Raw genomic sequence first — 18,106 nt, 5'->3', positions numbered from 1 at the left:
GGGTGAAACCCGTGTATTTGGGACAATCAAACACCCCAAATTACCTCTTTTCTTTCACTCCTTCTTAGTGTTAATGTTAGCTTAATCACCTTTTCCTTAATTATTTATAGTTTGATGGAAGCCATAAGTGGGAAAATATTTCTTATACCAGGAAAGTATAATGAGGGTGATTATGAATATCAACTATGAATTTCAGATCTTCTACGAAGAATTGAGAAAGCTGAAGAAAGATTTTCAGCGTTGTGAAGACATGTCAATTAAGAAATCAATTGCCAATGATATTGAACTTTTGGAAAATGTGCTTAAAGTAATCTGAAAAAATGAAGCAGGAGATATACTATGGATAAACAAATTACTGAACCAGAATTCCTATCTTTCTGTGAAACTGCCACGCCAATCGAGGTAGTTGAAAAGCTCACGAACCATAACATCCGCGGACTTGAGAATATTGCGCTTCGTTCGATTTCAACGCGGAACAAGCTTCCGGCTAATGTTGTGAATCTTTTAGTTGCATATTTTTACGATCACTATGGTAACCAGGTATATAATCGGAATGACCTGGCACGGCTTTATGATTACTGGGGTTCAAAGGACGTCAGGACAATGGCCAAGGCCGTTGAAATGGTCCAGCAGGAGGATATTGAGGAAGTCCTTAAGACATTAAAATAAGTGGTTTTGGGAACAGACTGTATTCAGTCTGTTTTTTTTTGAAGGAAAATAGCCTTTAAACTTGAAATGATATAGAAAACATAGAAAGCAGGGTGGTAATTTGCTAAAGGATTCCCAAATAAAAATTGCAGATATGGATGATGGCCAAAAGGTAGTGAAATTTTTAAAACAAATCGCACAGTGGATGTTCGACAATGATATCAATCAATGGAGATACCTTCTTAGTGGCGGCGACGATGAAGAAATCCTGGAAGCAGTAAACAATAAGGAAACTTATATCGTTTTACATGATGATGAACTGATTGCCACCTTCACCATTTCGGAAAATCAGAGTGAATGGGACCAACATATATTTGGTGAAGATGCTGCCCAGGATTCATTATATTTGCACCGATTGGCCATTTCTCCAGAATTGATCGGAACAGGAGTGGGAGGAGAACTTTTGGGGTGGATTTTTAAAAATATAACTGCAGACAAATCCTTTCTTAAAATAGATTGCGTTGCGGATAACAGGAAATTGAATCGGTTCTATAGGGGCCACGGTTTTGAATACATTGGCGAAACTGACCACCATAGCAAATACCAGAAAAAACTATACCGTTGAATCAAAAGGTCCTTTTTGGGCCTTTTTTTGCTGAAGCCATTCGAAGATTTCACTCAATGTTAATAATCGAAAGACTTTAGGTGCAAGAAGAGAGGGTACAATGGAGTTGTAAAGAGACCGCAGTTGTGAGGGATTGTTATGTTGATGCAAACAGAATTTTTGGCAGACATTGTTAATCACCTGCCTGAGGGTATGATTGTCATGGACACAGAGCGAAGGATCCATTACCTCAATGAGAAGGCTCTACATATGACGGGTTGGAAGCTTGGAGATACGGTGCCATACTGTACCTATTGCCAGGAACGTGAAGTGAATGACGGTGAGAACCGCTGCATTCTTACAGCTGATGAGCCCATACCTTCTTTTAACTCCCATCTGGCTGTATATGAAGGACTTGAAGAGTTTGAAATGTCATTAAAAAAATTGATGATCGCCGACAGAACTTATTATGTGCTCCGGATCAGACAGCCTGTCAAAAATGAAAACAGTGAACGGGCCCGGTTCCATGAGCTGCTTGTCCAGGAAACCCTGCTTGCCCAGGAGGCGGAGCGAAAAAGGATTGCTAGGGAATTGCATGACCACATCGGGCAAAGCGTTTACAGCATTTTCCTTGGGCTGGAAGTCATAAAACAGGGAATCAATGATGAGAAATATCAGCATCACCTTTTCAATATGATGAATGTCATGGAAAAAACGCTTGATAATATCAAACAGCTGACCAAAAGCCTCCGTCCTGAAATTGTCTATGATATCGGCCTCGAAAAATCTCTGCGACAGGCAGTAAAGGACTGGCGAAAACTTTATCAGATAGAGATTTTTCTGGAATTGGCACTGGACAAAGAACAGGAGCTCGATCCCGAGAAACAGCTTCATTTATTCAGGATCATCCAAGAAAGTATCACCAATGCGGTTCGCCACGGAAAAGCAACCTATGTCTCCATTCATTTAAAAACCTATTATCAATATGTCTTCTTCAACTTATACGACAACGGGAATGGATTTTTGGCGGAAGGCTGTAGTAAGAAAGGACTTGGCCTTAAACATATGTATGAGCGCTGCAAAATGCTTGATGGAGATATCAAATGGCTCAGTAAAGAAGGCGGCCCGACAAGAGTGGAAGGATTTGTTTCCTTGGTCAAGCCGGAAGGAGAGAGGGAAAGTGAACTTAATGATTGTCGATGACCACGAGATTGTCAGGGATGGATTAAGCATGCTCCTTCAGCAATCATATTGCATCGATGGAAGGGTCTGTGCCTGTGATGGTTACGAAGCTGTGAAAGCTGCTGAACATTTTCCGGCAGACCTTGTCCTGCTGGACCTCTCAATGCCGGGCGGATTGGATGGGATGTCAACTCTCGAAAGGTTGAGGAAATTACTGCCTGAGTCCAAGATTGTCATCTTCTCGATGCACGATGATATCGGCTACCAGAAAAAAGCTTATGAGGCAGGAGCTGACGGTTTCTTAATCAAACAGCTGAAGCGGGATGACCTCATCCAGTCTCTGGATCAAATCCTGGCAAACCAGAAGGTGTTCGATACACATGTGTGGGAAGATGATTCAGAAGGGAATCATTTCAATTTGGTCGATCTCCCGATAACGAAGCGTGAAAAGGAAGTTTTCGTCCTTACAGTTAAAGGCTATTCACAGAAGGATATTGCTGAAAGGCTGGATATATCGGTTAAAACCGTCGAAAACCACCGGCAAAAAATCGGAGAGAAGCTGGGTACCCACAAACGGTATGAGTGGGTAGAAACGGCCAGGAAATACAATGTATTCCAAACTTAAACAGGGCATTTAAATGTCCTGTTTTTTTGTTCTCTGCAGTTCAATCCTGAATCCATTGTAATTATTTCAGGAAAAGTTCATATTTTTATTGGGAATTATTTCATGTGGAGAAGATATTTGAGATAATGAAAGAATAATAGTCCGAAAGCAGGTGTTTTGTTTTGCAAGTACTTCAAGTGAATCAGGTAACGAAGAGATTCAAAGACTTTGAGGCTGTTAAAGATGTCTCTTTTTCTGTTAATAAAGGTGAATCATTTGGCCTTCTTGGGCCTAATGGTGCTGGTAAGACAACGACAATCCAGATGGTTTCAGGACTGTTTCCGCCAAGTTCGGGAAACATTGAGATTGCTGGTATTGATATGGTCAGGCAGCCAAAAAAGGGCCAGGGATATTTAGGCATTGTCCCTCAGGAAATTGCTCTCTATCAAACAATGAGTGCAAGGGAAAACCTTGCTTTTTGGGGAAGGATGTACGGTCTAAAGGGACAAAACCTGCAAAAAAGGATTAACGATGTGCTGGAAATCATCGGGCTGGCTGACCGGGAGAAGGAAAAGGTTGAGACTTTTTCGGGTGGAATGAAGCGAAGAGTCAATATTGGTGCTGCCATTTTACATAACCCTGAATTATTAATAATGGATGAGCCTACTGTGGGTATCGATCCCCAGTCGCGGAGCCATATTCTTGAAACAGTAAAAAAGCTGAATCAGGAAGGAATGACTGTCATTTATACAAGTCATTATATGGAGGAAGTCGAGTACCTTTGTGAAAAAATTGGCATTATGGATCATGGGAAATTCATCACTTCCGGAACGATCTCTGAATTAAGAGAAACAATCGGTGATCGTTGCCGAATTGTCATGAATTTTTCGGGAGATCATCAACATGAAGAAATGAAGAAGACCCTGAGTCCATTAGTGCCTGAACAAGATCTGGCTATTAAAGATAGTGAACTAGCCATCTTCCATAATGAGCCGCAAAAAGTCTTGAGTGAATTGATACAGACAGTTACTGGAGCGGGCTATGAAATCACATCTGTCGAGATCGTTGAACCGAATCTTGAAAGTGTCTTTCTCCATTTGACTGGACGAAGCTTAAGGGACTGAGGGGGGATTATCATGGGATTTTGGTGGCTGGCATTGAAGGATGCGCTCTTGATAGGAAGAGATAAAAAAGCGTTGCTGACACTTATCTTCATGCCGATTTTATTGATTGGTATTCTTGGTGCAGCATTCGGCAATATGATGGGGAATGATGAAGAGGCTCCTATTAAGAAATTCAAGATCGGGATTGTCAATCTTGATGAAGGGGCACTTGGCAAGGTTTTAGAGGATGAAGTCTTCAAGGAAGGACTGCCTGATCTTATCTCTGCTGAGGCAAAGGGCGAAACCGAATTGAAAGATCAATTAAAGCAGCAGGAAATCTCTGTAGGAGTCATCCTTCCTCGAAGTTTTTCGAATCATATCATTTTAGGTGAAGAATCAAAGGTTAGAATCATCTCCATCCCGTCCGCTGTCATCCAGTCAACGATCGTGGAGAGCATTGTGCTGCAATTTGCACAGGGTGCTGCTGTAAATGTGGCAGCCGTAAAGACATCGAGTCCGCCAGACTCTGGTAAGTCCATTCCTGCATTGGCCACAACTGACAGTGACTCATTCGAACTTGTCGAAGAGGTGGGTGTGAAGCAGGAACAGAAGCCTGTTGGCTCGTTCCAGTATTATGCAGCAGGTATGGGAGTGATGTTCTTGCTTATGACCGTCATTACAGGTGTAAGCGCGATGATTGAAGAGAAGGAACAAGACGTTTACAATCGCCTGCTGATCACTAAATTAACAAATACTGAATACCTTGGAGGCAAATTCATCGGTTTGCTGTTCATGTCGTCGATCCAATTTTTCATCATCATCATCGGAACAAGATACCTGTACGGCGTTGATTGGGGAGATTCGATGCTGGGTGTCATGGCAGTTGGGCTGTCATTCGTTTTTAGCGCATGCGGGCTGGGAGTCCTTCTGGGCACGCTTGTTAAAACAGAGAAAACGTTCAATGCGGCAGGTATGCTTGGCACACAAATCATGGCGGCTGTTGGGGGGAGCATGGTCCCGTTATATATTTTTCCGGATTGGATGAACTCAGTCGTGAAAATCCTACCTAATGCCCTTGCCCTCCAGACGTTCCTTGAGCTGATGACCGGCGCAGATGTGTGGCAAGTATTGGCGGAAGCGGGTATTTTAATCGCCATCGGAGTCGGTGCGCTTGTACTTGCGTTCGTATCCCTTTCGGTAAAAGGGAGGGCTTCACATGCTTAAAGTGAGTTCCATTGCGATGTTGCATCTGAAAAACATGTTCAAGACACCTTCTGCCATCATATTAATGTTTGGGATGCCAATGATGTTCAGCTTGATTTTTGGAGGAATTGGCTCGGATGGCTCCTCTGAAAAAAATAAGCCAGTAGTCATGGTCGTAGAATCAAAAGAGGATGCGAATGCTTCGATCATGAAGCTTTTATCCTCAAACAGCCAGTACAAATGGCAGCTGGCTGATGAAAAACAAGCAAGAGATTCGGTCGAAAACCAGACAGCAATCGCCGCTGTGGTCATGGCCGAATCGATGATCGGGAATTATGACCAGGAAAAACCACTTTTTCAAATGATTGTCCAAAGGAAGACCCAGGAGTATCTTGCCTTGAATAATTATGTCAAAGGAGTCGGAAGGACAGTTGCCCAGTCATTTGAAATCAACGCTAGTCAGGGAATGGATACAGCGTTTGAAATGATCGGCGAAGTGGCAGAGAAGGAACCTGTCAAAGTCAGCAGGGAAATATCCAAAAAAGAAGAATCAGAATCAGAGTCAGTCGGGATGTTGGCGATTGGTTTTACCATCATGTTCATGATGTTTGGAATTTCTGGTGCTGCTTCGGCCATCCTTGACGAGAGGATCGGCGGAACCTGGCAGCGGCTGCTCACATCACCTGCTGCAAAAGCGCAGGTGATGTCAGGGTATTTAATATCATACTTCTTGATGGGAGCCATTCAATTATCCGTCCTGATGGCGGTGATGAGTCTGATTTATGGTTCTTCATGGGGAAGTCTAGTGTATTTCGTTCCATTTGCGGCATTGGTGATCATTACGATCGTAGGCTTTGGCTTGATGATGGCAGGCCTTGTGAAAACAAGACAACAGTCGGGGGCACTGAGTGCGGTGCTGATTGTCAGTACATGCATGCTCGGCGGAGTCTATTGGCCGCTCGAGATCGTTCCGGAATTCATGCAGCAGATTGCCAAAGCAGTGCCTCAGAGCTGGATGATCACAGGATTCCGTGAAATCGTCAGCGGCAGCCTTTATACCCCGGCGATCGTAAACTCCACATTAGTATTGCTTGCTTTCAGTACGATTTTTTTTACCATCGGTTTAAGGAAAATGAAATTTGATTGAAGATTGCCAGTCCATTTATGGACTGGTAATTCTTTTTAAGTGGATTCTATCGAAAATTATATTTCGTCGAGTTATAATAGATATTTAGAGTAAGAGTCGAAACAGCGAGCTCTTTCGATTGCGATTAAAGGTGAAAGAGTGCAGAAACATTTAAACAGAGACGGTGTATTGTCCGCAATTAAAAACAAGCAATTGAAATGGCAAAAGCGGGACACCTTTTACACAGTACAATAACGCAAAGTGAATTTTGGAGGATAATATGGCTGCATATACCCCTATGATCAAACAATACCTGCAAGTGAAGGCAGATTACCAGGATGCCTTTTTATTTTTCCGTCTGGGAGATTTTTATGAAATGTTCTTTGAGGATGCGCTGAAGGCATCCCAGGAGCTTGAGATCACACTTACCAGCAGAGAGGGCGGCGGTGAGGAGCGGATTCCGATGTGCGGGGTGCCTTACCATTCTGCTCCTAACTACATCGAACAGTTGATAAACAAAGGCTATAAAGTCGCCATCTGTGAACAGACTGAAGACCCGAAGACAGCCAAAGGCGTCGTTAAACGGGAAGTGGTCCAGTTGATCACGCCTGGAACGGTGATGGAAGGCCGAGGTCTACTGGAAAAAGAGAATAATTTCATTGCCACTGTATCGGTATTTTCAACTAATCAGTACGGATTTGCCTGCAGCGACCTTTCAACAGGAGAAAGCAGGGCCACATTGATTAATGGAAGTATTGATGAATTGATTAATGAATTATCGATGTCGGGGGCAAAGGAAGTGGTCATTGAAAGCACACTTTCTCCGGAAATCCAGAAAAAGCTCAAGGAACGCTCCATACTGGCCCTTTCAATTGAGGATAACAGTGAAGTAAAAGAGAGTTTTTCAGATTTGTTTACGGAACTGGATCATGAGGCACTGAACACCACTGCCTCAAGATTGTTCAATTATCTGTACCGAACCCAGAAGCGAAGCCTTGATCACCTGCAAAAAGTTACAGTTTACCACGTTCAGCAATATATGAAGATCGATTATTTTTCCAAACGAAATTTAGAGCTGACTGAAACAATCCGGTCCACAGCGAAAAAAGGCACGCTTTTGTGGCTGCTCGATGAGACGATGACAGCGATGGGCGGAAGGATGCTGAAGCAATGGATCAACAGGCCGCTGATTGACAAGTCCGAGATTGGCCGCAGGCAGGATTTGGTCAAATTATTCGTCGGTCAGTTTTTTGAACGCCAGGAGTTGCGGGAAAAACTGAAGGACGTATACGATTTGGAACGTCTGGCAGGCCGCGTTGCTTTTGGCAATTTGAACCCAAGAGACTTGATGCAGCTGAAAAGATCATTGCTGCAGGTGCCGGTGCTGAAAGATATTTTGGAGAACCTTCATCACGAAGAAGCTTCCAGGATGGCTGAGAGGCTTGATCCTTGTGAGGAAGCGGCCGATTTGCTTGAACAGGCAATCGTGGAAAATCCTCCTATCTCTGTAAAAGAGGGGAACATCATTCGTGATGGTTATGACCAGCAGCTGGATCAGTATCGTGATGCCAGCCGCAATGGGAAGACATGGATTGCGATGCTTGAGCGCGAGGAGCGCGAAAAAACAGGGATTAAATCGCTTAAAGTAGGCTATAACCGGGTGTTTGGCTACTACATCGAAGTGACCAGGGCGAATTTGCATTTACTGCAGGAAGGGCAGTATGAAAGAAAGCAGACTCTTTCGAATGCAGAGCGTTTCATCACACCTGAGCTGAAGGAAAAGGAAGAATTGATCCTTGCAGCCGAGGAAAAAAGTGTCGAACTTGAGTACCAGCTATTCACAGGCATCCGTGAGACAATCAAAGAATATATTCCGAGATTGCAGGGACTTGCGAAGGCCCTCAGTGAACTGGATGTCCTGCTTGGGTTCGCAGAGCTCAGTGAACAAAGGCATTATGCCAGACCAGTATTCTCTGCTGACAGAAAAATTTATCTGAAGGACGGACGCCACCCCGTGGTCGAAAAAGTCATGGACGTGCAGGAATATGTACCTAATGACTGCTATATGGATAATGGACGAGAAGTCCTGCTAATCACCGGTCCGAATATGTCTGGTAAAAGCACTTATATGCGCCAGGTGGCATTGACAGCCATCATGGCCCAAATTGGCTGTTTTGTCCCTGCTGCCGAGGCGGAGCTGCCGATTTTTGACCAGGTGTTCACCAGAATCGGGGCCGCTGACGATCTTGTTTCGGGTCAAAGTACCTTCATGGTCGAAATGCTTGAAGCGAGGAACGCGATCATCAATGCCTCAAGCGACAGCCTGATCCTGTTCGATGAGATTGGCAGGGGAACCTCCACATATGATGGTATGGCTCTTGCACAGGCAATGATAGAATACATCCATGATAAAATAGGCGCGAAAACATTGTTCTCTACGCATTATCATGAATTGACTACCCTTGAAATGGATTTGCATAAATTGAAAAATGTCCATGTCAGCGCGGTGGAGCAAAACGGCAAGGTCGTTTTCCTCCATAAAATCAGGGAAGGCGCCGCAGATAAAAGTTACGGTATTCACGTTGCTCAGCTGGCCGAATTGCCGCCGGAGCTGATCGAACGAGCTGCGGAAATTCTGCAGATCCTTGAGCAGACAGACAATCAGGTTTCCATTAATATTAAACATGAAAATATCCAGGATGCAGTACCGGAAACAGTGGAGGAAGATCAAAGTGTGCTTCAGGCCAGGGAAACAGCCGCTGCAGCACAACTATCATTTTTCGATGAAGAGCCTGGACAACAGAAAACCAGTAGGGCAAGCAAGAAGGAAAAGCAGGTCCTCGATCAGTTGACAGGACTAGAAATTCTGGACATGACCCCGTTGCAGGCGATGAATATGCTTTATGAATTGCAAAAAAAGCTTCGGAAGTAATGAGCAATAGTAGATTTTTTTAACGCAAGATTGCTCCGCAGCAATCCTGGTTCCATGAACTCTGGAGGTGAAGAAATGGGAAAAATCATGCAGCTCGATGATGCTCTATCGAATAAAATCGCAGCCGGTGAAGTTGTAGAACGGCCGGCTTCCGTCGTAAAGGAACTGCTCGAGAACGCGATTGATGCCAACAGTACTGTGATTGAAATCGATCTGGAAGAAGCAGGTCTCGCGAGGATTCGGATCACGGATAATGGTGATGGCATTGAGGAAGACGATGTCCTAGTCGCCTTCCAGAGGCATGCTACCAGCAAAATCAAGAATGAGAACGACTTGTTCCGAATCCGGACGCTCGGGTTCAGGGGAGAGGCACTGCCAAGTATCGCCTCTGTGTCAAGACTGGAAATGAAGACTTCCACTGGAATGGAAGGCAATAAAGTGTTGATTGAAGGCGGCAAAGTACAATCGATAGAAAAAGCAGACAGCCGAAAAGGAACGGATATCAGTATCTCTGACCTGTTTTTCAACACACCGGCACGCCTCAAATATATGAAGACCATCCATACCGAGCTTGGCAATATCACCGATGTCGTGAATCGCCTCGCACTGGCGAACCCGAATATCTCATTCAGGCTTGTCCACAATGGACGACAGCTACTAAAGACCACCGGAAATGGAGACGTCCGCCAGGTGCTCGCAGCCATATATGGCATCAATATGATCAAATCGATGATTCCCATTTCAGGGGAGTCACTGGATTATAAAATAAGCGGCTATATTTCTATGCCTGAGATCACAAGGGCATCGAGGAACTATATATCGACAATGATCAATGGACGTTTCATTAAGAATTATGCGCTGGTGAAAGCTATTCAGGAAGGGTATCATACCCTGCTCCCAATCGGGCGTTATCCTGTCGTCCTGCTGAATATCGAAATGGACCCGCTGCTCATTGACGTGAACGTCCATCCTTCAAAAATGGAGGTTCGATTGAGCAAGGAACAGGAACTTAATCACCTCGTGTCCAGTGTGATCAAGGATGCTTTCAAGACGAAAGAGCTGATTCCAGCAGGGTTTGTTGCCCAGAAACAGGAAAAGCCAAAATCGGAACAAACTTTTATGGAGCTTGACCACATGGAACATCCTGCTAACCAGCAGGCTAATGGACAACCTCCTTTGGCCAGCAATCCATTCGTCGAGGGAAAAGTGGCAGATCTGGGCGAGCGCTACAAAGCAGCAGGACAGCATGAATTTCCTAAAACTGAGCCGCCAAACTGGCAAAATGCTTTTGTTGCCCAGGAGCCCTTCTTGGACATGAAGTTTAACTCGCAGGAAGAACATCATGATGTTCAAATCACAAGCGTGGATGAAAACGAGGACTCGATCGAAGAGCAAGAATCTCCATCACAGGTATTTGCGTCCCGCGTTCCTCCTTTATATCCAATCGGACAGATGCACGGAACATATATACTTGCCCAGAATGACCGTGGCTTATATATCATTGACCAGCATGCTGCCCAGGAACGGATCAAATATGAATATTTCAGGGAAAAGGTAGGACAAGTGGCGACGGAGCTGCAGGAAATGCTCGTGCCGATCACCCTTGAATATTCAGCCGATGAATGCATTAAAATTAGTGAATACCAGCATGAGCTTGAGAAGGTCGGTGTATTCCTGGAGCCATTTGGCTACAACAGTTTCATCGTCCGCTCACATCCTCAGTGGCTCCCTCACGGAGAGGAACAAGAGCTGATCGAGGACATGATTGAACAGCTTTTGCTGATGAAAAAGGTGGACATTAAAAAGCTGAGGGAGGAAGCGGCAATCATGATGAGCTGCAAAGCATCCATCAAAGCGAATCATCATTTGCGGATGGATGAAATCCAGGCCCTGCTTGATGAACTCCGCCGCTCATCAGACCCGTTCACATGCCCCCACGGCAGACCCATCATCGTCCATTATTCAACATATGAAATGGAAAAGATGTTCAAAAGAGTGATGTAGTGTCAGAAACAGTGTTTCCCACAAGGAGACACTGTTTTTTTATACAATAAAATTTCATTTAAAGGATAAAAAACACTTTATTTCCAGTGTAATTTAGTGTAATATTACACCAATAGAAAAATAATTCAAAATAATCATCCGTTTCATCTGTTTTTTATATGATAGAAGAAAGGGGGCGATGCATTGTTAGTGTTTTCGTTATTATTCACATTCATGCCAGTAGTTGTATTGATTTTCATCGTTGCATTTGCGGTCAAAAATAAGGAGCAGGGGGGAGAAAAAGTGGTTAGACATTTATACACTTATCTGGTTTTATTTGCAACATTGATGATGGTTATTGGTGGAGGGGTGTCCATTTTCATGGCAGCGGCAGATCTTGCAAGCCCAACAGGCTATTATCAAAGTTATACGGATTATAAGCAGAATACATTAGTAGGTAAAATCGAAGGTTCAAAAACGGAAATAAGCGAAGAAGAAATGCGTAGTAATTATGAAGTTTATGTAAAAGAGGAACAAAAGCGGGAAAAAGACAGATCAATTAATCAAATCATCAAGAGCCTTGGTTTTATTGTCATTCCACTTCCGGTTTTCCTTTATTTCAACAGAATTAGGAAGCAGCAATCTGAGTGAACCTCCTGAAGAGGCTTTTTGGATACAGCTTCACAGTCATAATAAAAGACCGCTATTTTCCTTCATAGCGGTCTTTTCCTTGATATTGAGTTTATCTTACAGCTGGCTGAAGTTTATGGATATACTGCAAGGCTTTGCCGGTTCCGATTGCTACAGATTCCAGCGGATTTGGAGCGATATGGACTGGTACCACCATTTCGCTTCCTAGCCAGTCCTGTATGCCGTTCAGCAATGCGCCGCCTCCTGAAAGGATGACGCCGCGGTCGACGATATCACCGCTCAGTTCAGCAGGGCAATCCTCTAAAGTCGCACGAATGGCTTCCATGATATGAAGGAGGGATTCCTTGATAGCATCCCTGATTTCAAATGAATTGAGTGTAACAGTCTTTGGAAGTCCTGTTACGAGGTCACGGCCGCGGATGTCCATTTCCATTTTCTCATGGTCCACAAGCGCGTATCCGATTTCCATTTTGATTCGCTCTGCAGTTCTTTCCCCAATCAGTACATTGTATTCCTTGCGTACATATTGAACGATATCCTCGTCCAGTCTGTCTCCGGCGATCCGGATGGAGTGGCAGGCAACGACGCCTCCGTAAGAGATGATCGCTACTTCAGTCGTACCTCCGCCAATATCGACAACAACGTTCGCCACTGGTTCATCAACCGGAAGGCCAGCACCGATTGCTGCCGCTACAGGCTCCTCAATCAGATGGACCTTTTTTGCGCCAGCGTTCCTAACAGCATCCTGTATTGCACGACGTTCGACGCTTGTTGATCCAGAAGGAGTACAGACGACCACATCTGGTTTGCGTAGTGAAAAACCGCCTTTTTTGGAAGCTTTCTTCATGATTTGTTTCAGCATTTCGGTTGTCACATCAAAATCTGCAATCACACCGTCTTTCAATGGACGGATGGCAACGATCTTGCCAGGGGTCTTTCCGATCATTTCCTTCGCTTCCTTGCCGACCGCAAGAACATTTTTCGTTTCAGTATCAATCGCCACAACTGAAGGCTCGTTGAGAGCGACACCTTTATTTTTACTATATACTAGAGTATTGGCAGTACCTAAATCAATTCCGATTTCTGTAGTTGATAACATATTTGTTCACCCAGTTCCCTAAAAATTATTAAACCATCATAAACTTCTATTAAACTATCATGATTTTGGGGGTGTAAGGGCTTTTGTTACCGAATCGTTATCTAACTGTAAAGGTTGAGGAAAATTTTATCAAGAAATGATATAGGAGAATAATACTTGTAAAATAGGGGTATAATGCATAGATGTTCAACTGCTTTCTACTTAATGGTAAAATAAACTTATGATGTCAGGGAATGGTATCTGACACCCTCAATGAAAAGGCAGTGTGAAATTTTTTGGATGAGAAACAGAAACTGATTGTATTAATTGGGCCAACTGCTGTTGGCAAAACAAAGTTAAGCATCGAACTTGCGAAAAAGTACAATGGCGAAATCATCAGCGGGGATTCCATGCAAATTTACAAAGGCATGGATATCGGCACAGCTAAGATCAGCCAGGAAGAAAAGGAAGGAATCCGCCATCATCTGATTGACGTGAAGGAACCCAATGAAAACTTTTCAACAGCGGAGTTCCAGGAAATCGTCAGAAAGAAAATACAGGAAATCAGCGGACGCGGAAAAATGCCGATGATTGTAGGCGGGACCGGTTTATATATTCAGTCCGCCATTTATGATTATCATTTTACCGAAGCACCTTCAGACCTTGATTTCCGCAGCGGGTTAGAGGAAGAGGCGGAAGAAAAAGGCCCGGAATATTTACATGGGAAACTGGAAAGTGTTGACCCGGATAGCGCCTCCAGAATTCATCCCAATAATATCCGCCGCGTCATCAGGGCGCTTGAAATCATCCACTGTACGGGTAAAACTGCTGGAGAACTGCAGGCAAACCAGTCGCCAGAGATGGTGTATGATACAGCGATCATTGGGCTGACAATGGAGAGGGAGCTGCTTTACAGCCGAATCAACCTGCGTGTCGACCTTATGATGGAGCAAGGTCTTCTTGATGAAGTAAAGTATTTTTATGACAAAGGGTTGAAGGAATGTCAATCAATCCAGGCAATAGGGTACAAAGAGCTTTATGAATACTTTGATGGGAAGGTTAACCTAAGTGGAGCAATCGAGAATTTGAAACAAAATTCTCGCCGTTATGCAAAAAGGCAGCTAACCTGGTTTCGAAACAAGATGAATGTGGAATGGTTTGATATGTCAGAGTCTAACGACGCTGAAAAAAAATTCGCTGAAATTTCCCAGTTCATTGAAGGAAAGCTCAAGATAAAAGCGAATACATAATAATAGAGATAAAAGAGGAGGATCCCGCCCATGAAACAAGTGAACATTCAGGACCAGTATTTAAATCAGCTACGCAAGGACAACATCAATGTGACCGTATTTTTATTGAACGGATTTCAGCTGAGAGGCCAAATAAAAGGATTTGACAACTTCACAGTCCTGTTTGAATCCGAAGGTAAACAGCAGCTTGTTTATAAACATGCCATTTCAACCTTTGCGCCGCAAAAAAATGTGCAGATTGATTTCGATGGTCAGGCTTAATTGAATAGTGTACAAAGGAAACCCGCTGACTGCGGGTTTTTTCTATGTCCCTTAGAGGTAAGCGGTAGATAAGTAAAAGATTTAATGTTTATGATTAAAATGAATTCCTGAGTCTTTGAATACATATAAATATAGAAGTTTTATTTCTTGGGAAACCGCAGAATCCGACAACAATGGAATTTTGTCGCTCTTCTCACTCTCCCAAAATCAATATCTAAGAATTTTATAAACTCGAAAATGCTCTTCATAATACAAAGGTTAATATCACAAATACAGTTATGATGCGTATATTGTTTCCAGAATGAGAGGTGAAATCTTTGGACCAACCGCTTCGCAAGAAAAACAACGGTCAAATCAGCATTGTATTGAACGCCCAGAAAAGGAAGGCGTTGACGAAGGAATTGCCTGAGTCGCAGCTGGTTCCAAAGTCAATCCCGCAGGAGCACACAGCTTTAAAGGAAATTGAAGAAGAGCTTGGTGCCCTGGTTGGCATGGAAGAAATGAAAAGGATGATCAAAGAAATCTACGCCTGGATCTATGTGAACAAAAAGCGTGAAGAGATGGGCCTGAAAGCTGGAAAACAAGCTCTTCATATGATGTTTAAGGGAAATCCGGGAACAGGAAAAACAACGGTGGCGCGGATTATCGGAAAGCTTTTCCTCAAGATGAATGTCCTGTCTAAAGGGCACCTGATCGAAGCAGAGAGAGCTGACCTTGTAGGGGAATATATCGGACACACAGCGCAAAAAACAAGGGATTTAATAAAGAAAGCGATGGGAGGAATCCTGTTCATTGATGAGGCCTATTCACTCGGCCGTGGAGGAGAGAAGGACTTCGGCAAGGAAGCGATTGATACTCTGGTAAAGCATATGGAGGATAAGCAGCATGAATTCATACTAATTCTTGCCGGCTATTCGCGTGAAATGGATTTTTTCCTGACCTTGAATCCTGGCCTTCATTCAAGATTTCCGCTGGTCATTGACTTTACCGATTACTCCATCGAACAGTTGATGGAAATCGGCCAGCGGATGCTGAAGGAAAGGGAGTATAGCTTGAGCCATGAGGCCGAGCGGAAACTAAGGGAACATCTTGTAACGGTAAAATCGACCATTGGGGCGGCAGCGTTCTCGAACGGACGCTATGTCAGGAATGTGATCGAGAAGTCGATTCGAGCCCAGGCAATGCGCCTGCTTATGCAGAATCAATATGACCGGCATGAACTGATGACGCTGCGCAGTAACGATCTCGTTTTTTCGGATGAGCAAAAGGGGAAATAATGTCAGCAACATTGTTGACATTATTTTTTACTTTTGATAATATACCCGTATGGGTATATTAAATTTCTTGGGGGTATTAAAAATGAACGAAATCACTGTTTACACAACGAATACATGTCCATATTGCACGATGCTTAAGAATTTTCTCGATGATAAAGGGATTGCATACAAAGAAGTGAACGTCCAGCAAGACCCGATTGCAGCACAAAGGCTAGTCAATGCAACAGGACAAATGGGAGTGCCTCAATCCAATGTCAATGGAAACTGGGTATTAGGATTTGACCCGAATTCCATCATGTCATTTCTGAAATAATACAATGCAAAGGGATTCCGCTGAGCTGGAATCCTTTTTTTATGACTTCAAAAATCTGACCGATTTACAGAGGAATTGGACAAACTATAATGGGCGTGTTTAAAATTTGCTCAATAGGGTAAATACAATGGGGTTTAACTGAGTGGATATAATATTGGTTCAAGCCAATTATACAGAGATAAAGGGGTTAAAGAATGATGGGGTATGAATATAATTATACGATTAAAGGCATTGATTTTGGATGGGATTTAGAATCAGGAAAATTCATCTTTGAAGGAGATGATGCTGTCCTTTTTTGGATTTCTTCCGCTATGAAAACGTTTTTTGATACAATCGAAGAAATTTCAGGAGAAGAAGCATCCAACCTTGTGTTTGAATCCACGGGGTTCCGCCAGGGCCTTGTAGTGGGTCAGTATTTTGAAAAAATGAAAGAAGTCACTGTGGCAGAAGCAGCAGAGATGATCACCAATACATATGCTTCAGCAGGATGGGGCTTGACCATTATCAAGGATTTGGATTTCGAGACGAAAACTTTTACAGCAATTATGAAGGACAGCTGGGAGCATAAAGTCAATGTCGCACAGGGAAAGAAAAAGGGAGGCAGCTTCCTGCCCGCCCATTATGCAGGTGTGTTTTCCGGTTTATTCGGAACGAATATCTGGTATGAGATCAAACAGCATCAACTTGAAGGCCACGAGTACAGTATAATCGATTACTTCCCTGCCGATGTGACCATTGCTGATAATATCCATCAGCTGGCCCGGAAAAAGGAATCCGAGCAAATCAGGAAGCTGGAATCCCTGGTCGAGGAGAAAACATCTGAGTTAAAAGATTTGGTCCATAAGCTTTCTTCTCCGATCATCCCTGTCCTTGAAGGGGTTGTTGTTGTACCGCTGATTGGGAAATATGACGAAGAAAGGGCAGATCAGCTGATTGTGAAAACACTGAATAAGCTTCCGTCCTATAAAGCAAGTTATCTTGTCCTTGACCTAACAGGGTTGGACCAGGAAATCGGACCACATGCCGTTAGTCTCATTGAGAAAATCGGTTCAGCTGCACGGCTCATCGGTACGAAGACGATTCTTGTCGGCATTTCATCCACGCTGGGAATCGAAATTACACAGTCCAATATCAACCTCGCCAAATTCGATTGCTTCCAGACCCTGCAGCATGGCATCCACTATGCAATCGGCCAGATGGGGCGGAAAATCATCTAGTTATTCAAACAGCCATACAAAAAGCAGAGCCCATCATTAGGCTCTGCTTATTTTAGCTGTCCATTAGTTAACGCCCAGCTTCCGGACGGGCAAATGCCACTTATACGTATAAGAGAGAACGCGAAGTGCCGTGATGGCAATGAATAGTCCATAAAGTTCGACTGCTTTGTCGGCCATTCCGAGTCCAATGACAAGGCCGGCAAGCACCGCCCATACCGCGTAGATTTCTGCTTTCAATACCAAGGGTTTTCTGCCTGCCAGCAGGTCGCGGAGGATTCCCCCGCCGCTGCCGGTCAAAACAGCGGCTACGATTACTGCGCTCAATGGATGGCCCATTTTGGAAGCGTAAATGGCTCCCTGGATCGCAAAAGCCGCAAGCCCAATGGCATCAAAGAAGTTTCCCCATCGCTGCCAGTGTTTTAAAAGGTTGCGGGGAAACAGGAATACGATTGTGATTGACAGCAGCGCCAAATTAAAGAAAATTCCCTGATCCCAAATCGCGGAAACGGGAACCCCGATAAGGAGGTTACGGATTGCACCGCCTCCAAAGGCAGTCACGATTCCTAATATATAAACTCCGAAGATGTCGTATTCTTCTTCCATCGCAATGATGGCACCGCTGATTGCGAAGGCTACTGTACCGATCATGCTGAGAACTTCCCATGTCATCCTTT

The 18,106-nt window shown here is 43.9% G+C and carries 18 protein-coding genes; 16 read left to right on the top strand and 2 right to left on the bottom strand.

From position 1 onward, the window contains the following. Positions 1–172: 172 nt before the first annotated feature. The 11 genes from ACNAZ4_RS00880 to ACNAZ4_RS00830 all read left to right on the top strand — a co-directional run bounded on the left by ACNAZ4_RS00880 (position 173) and on the right by ACNAZ4_RS00830 (position 12,036). Positions 173–316 (top strand): hypothetical protein, encoded by a 144-nt coding sequence (locus ACNAZ4_RS00880; RefSeq protein ID WP_415812316.1) that lies wholly within the window; start codon positions 173–175, stop codon positions 314–316. A gap of 23 nt (positions 317–339) precedes the next feature. Beyond that, positions 340–669 (top strand): hypothetical protein, encoded by a 330-nt coding sequence (locus ACNAZ4_RS00875; protein WP_415812315.1) that lies wholly within the window; start codon positions 340–342, stop codon positions 667–669. Positions 670–769: 100 nt separating this feature from the next. After that, on the top strand, positions 770–1,273 hold the full coding sequence (locus ACNAZ4_RS00870) for a GNAT family N-acetyltransferase (protein ID WP_415812314.1): 504 nt from the start codon (positions 770–772) through the stop codon (positions 1,271–1,273). 138 nt (positions 1,274–1,411) lie between these two features. Next, entirely contained in the window at positions 1,412–2,455 is a 1,044-nt protein-coding gene (locus ACNAZ4_RS00865) for a sensor histidine kinase (RefSeq protein ID WP_415812313.1), read from the top strand. After that, the gene (locus ACNAZ4_RS00860) at positions 2,442–3,059 is read left to right on the top strand and encodes a response regulator transcription factor (protein ID WP_415812973.1); all 618 of its coding nucleotides are present in this window, start codon (positions 2,442–2,444) and stop codon (positions 3,057–3,059) included. The genes ACNAZ4_RS00865 and ACNAZ4_RS00860 overlap by 14 nt, the downstream gene beginning before the upstream one ends. Positions 3,060–3,220: 161 nt before the next feature. Continuing rightward, positions 3,221–4,162 carry an ABC transporter ATP-binding protein gene (locus tag ACNAZ4_RS00855; RefSeq protein WP_415812312.1) on the top strand — a complete coding sequence of 314 codons (942 nt, stop codon included), beginning with the start codon at positions 3,221–3,223 and terminating at the stop codon, positions 4,160–4,162. Positions 4,163–4,174: 12 nt separating this feature from the next. After that, a complete protein-coding gene (locus ACNAZ4_RS00850; protein ID WP_415812311.1) occupies positions 4,175–5,365 on the top strand; it encodes an ABC transporter permease in 1,191 nt (396 codons plus the stop codon). After that, a complete protein-coding gene (locus ACNAZ4_RS00845) occupies positions 5,358–6,491 on the top strand; it encodes an ABC transporter permease (protein ID WP_415812310.1) in 1,134 nt (377 codons plus the stop codon). The genes ACNAZ4_RS00850 and ACNAZ4_RS00845 overlap by 8 nt, the downstream gene beginning before the upstream one ends. Before the next feature lie 259 nt (positions 6,492–6,750). Next, complete coding sequence (gene mutS / locus ACNAZ4_RS00840) at positions 6,751–9,402, top strand: DNA mismatch repair protein MutS (protein WP_415812309.1); 2,652 nt, start codon at positions 6,751–6,753, stop codon at positions 9,400–9,402. A 75-nt stretch (positions 9,403–9,477) separates the two neighbouring features. Then, positions 9,478–11,406, top strand: coding sequence for a DNA mismatch repair endonuclease MutL (gene mutL, locus ACNAZ4_RS00835; RefSeq protein WP_415812308.1), 1,929 nt, complete (start codon positions 9,478–9,480; stop codon positions 11,404–11,406). Between the two features lie 189 nt (positions 11,407–11,595). Beyond that, complete coding sequence (locus ACNAZ4_RS00830; RefSeq protein ID WP_415812972.1) at positions 11,596–12,036, top strand: hypothetical protein; 441 nt, start codon at positions 11,596–11,598, stop codon at positions 12,034–12,036. A gap of 91 nt (positions 12,037–12,127) precedes the next feature. Here ACNAZ4_RS00830 and mreBH read toward each other — a convergent pair whose 3' ends face one another. Next, positions 12,128–13,135 (bottom strand): rod-share determining protein MreBH, encoded by a 1,008-nt coding sequence (gene mreBH, locus ACNAZ4_RS00825; protein ID WP_415812307.1) that lies wholly within the window; start codon positions 13,133–13,135, stop codon positions 12,128–12,130. A gap of 275 nt (positions 13,136–13,410) precedes the next feature. Between mreBH and miaA the strand changes: the two genes are divergently transcribed. From miaA to ACNAZ4_RS00800, 5 genes are all read left to right on the top strand, one after another. Then, positions 13,411–14,364 (top strand): tRNA (adenosine(37)-N6)-dimethylallyltransferase MiaA, encoded by a 954-nt coding sequence (gene miaA / locus ACNAZ4_RS00820; RefSeq protein WP_415812306.1) that lies wholly within the window; start codon positions 13,411–13,413, stop codon positions 14,362–14,364. Positions 14,365–14,394: 30 nt separating this feature from the next. Beyond that, positions 14,395–14,625: an RNA chaperone Hfq gene (gene hfq / locus ACNAZ4_RS00815; protein WP_415812305.1), complete on the top strand. Its 231-nt coding sequence runs from the start codon at positions 14,395–14,397 to the stop codon at positions 14,623–14,625. Positions 14,626–14,942: 317 nt separating this feature from the next. After that, on the top strand, positions 14,943–15,902 hold the full coding sequence (gene spoVK / locus ACNAZ4_RS00810) for a stage V sporulation protein K (RefSeq protein WP_415812304.1): 960 nt from the start codon (positions 14,943–14,945) through the stop codon (positions 15,900–15,902). Positions 15,903–15,984: 82 nt separating this feature from the next. Next, entirely contained in the window at positions 15,985–16,215 is a 231-nt protein-coding gene (locus ACNAZ4_RS00805; protein ID WP_415812303.1) for a glutaredoxin family protein, read from the top strand. A gap of 197 nt (positions 16,216–16,412) precedes the next feature. Further along, positions 16,413–17,432: an STAS domain-containing protein gene (locus ACNAZ4_RS00800; protein WP_415812971.1), complete on the top strand. Its 1,020-nt coding sequence runs from the start codon at positions 16,413–16,415 to the stop codon at positions 17,430–17,432. A gap of 63 nt (positions 17,433–17,495) precedes the next feature. Here the strand turns inward: ACNAZ4_RS00800 and ACNAZ4_RS00795 are convergent, their stop codons facing one another. Next, entirely contained in the window at positions 17,496–18,101 is a 606-nt protein-coding gene (locus ACNAZ4_RS00795; protein ID WP_415812302.1) for a trimeric intracellular cation channel family protein, read from the bottom strand. Between the last annotated feature and the right edge of the window lie 5 nt (positions 18,102–18,106).

The organism is Mesobacillus thioparans (assembly GCF_965138835.1).
Classification (GTDB): Bacteria; Bacillota; Bacilli; order Bacillales; family Cytobacillaceae; genus Mesobacillus; species Mesobacillus thioparans.
This window is presented reverse-complemented; position numbering and strand designations above follow the sequence as displayed.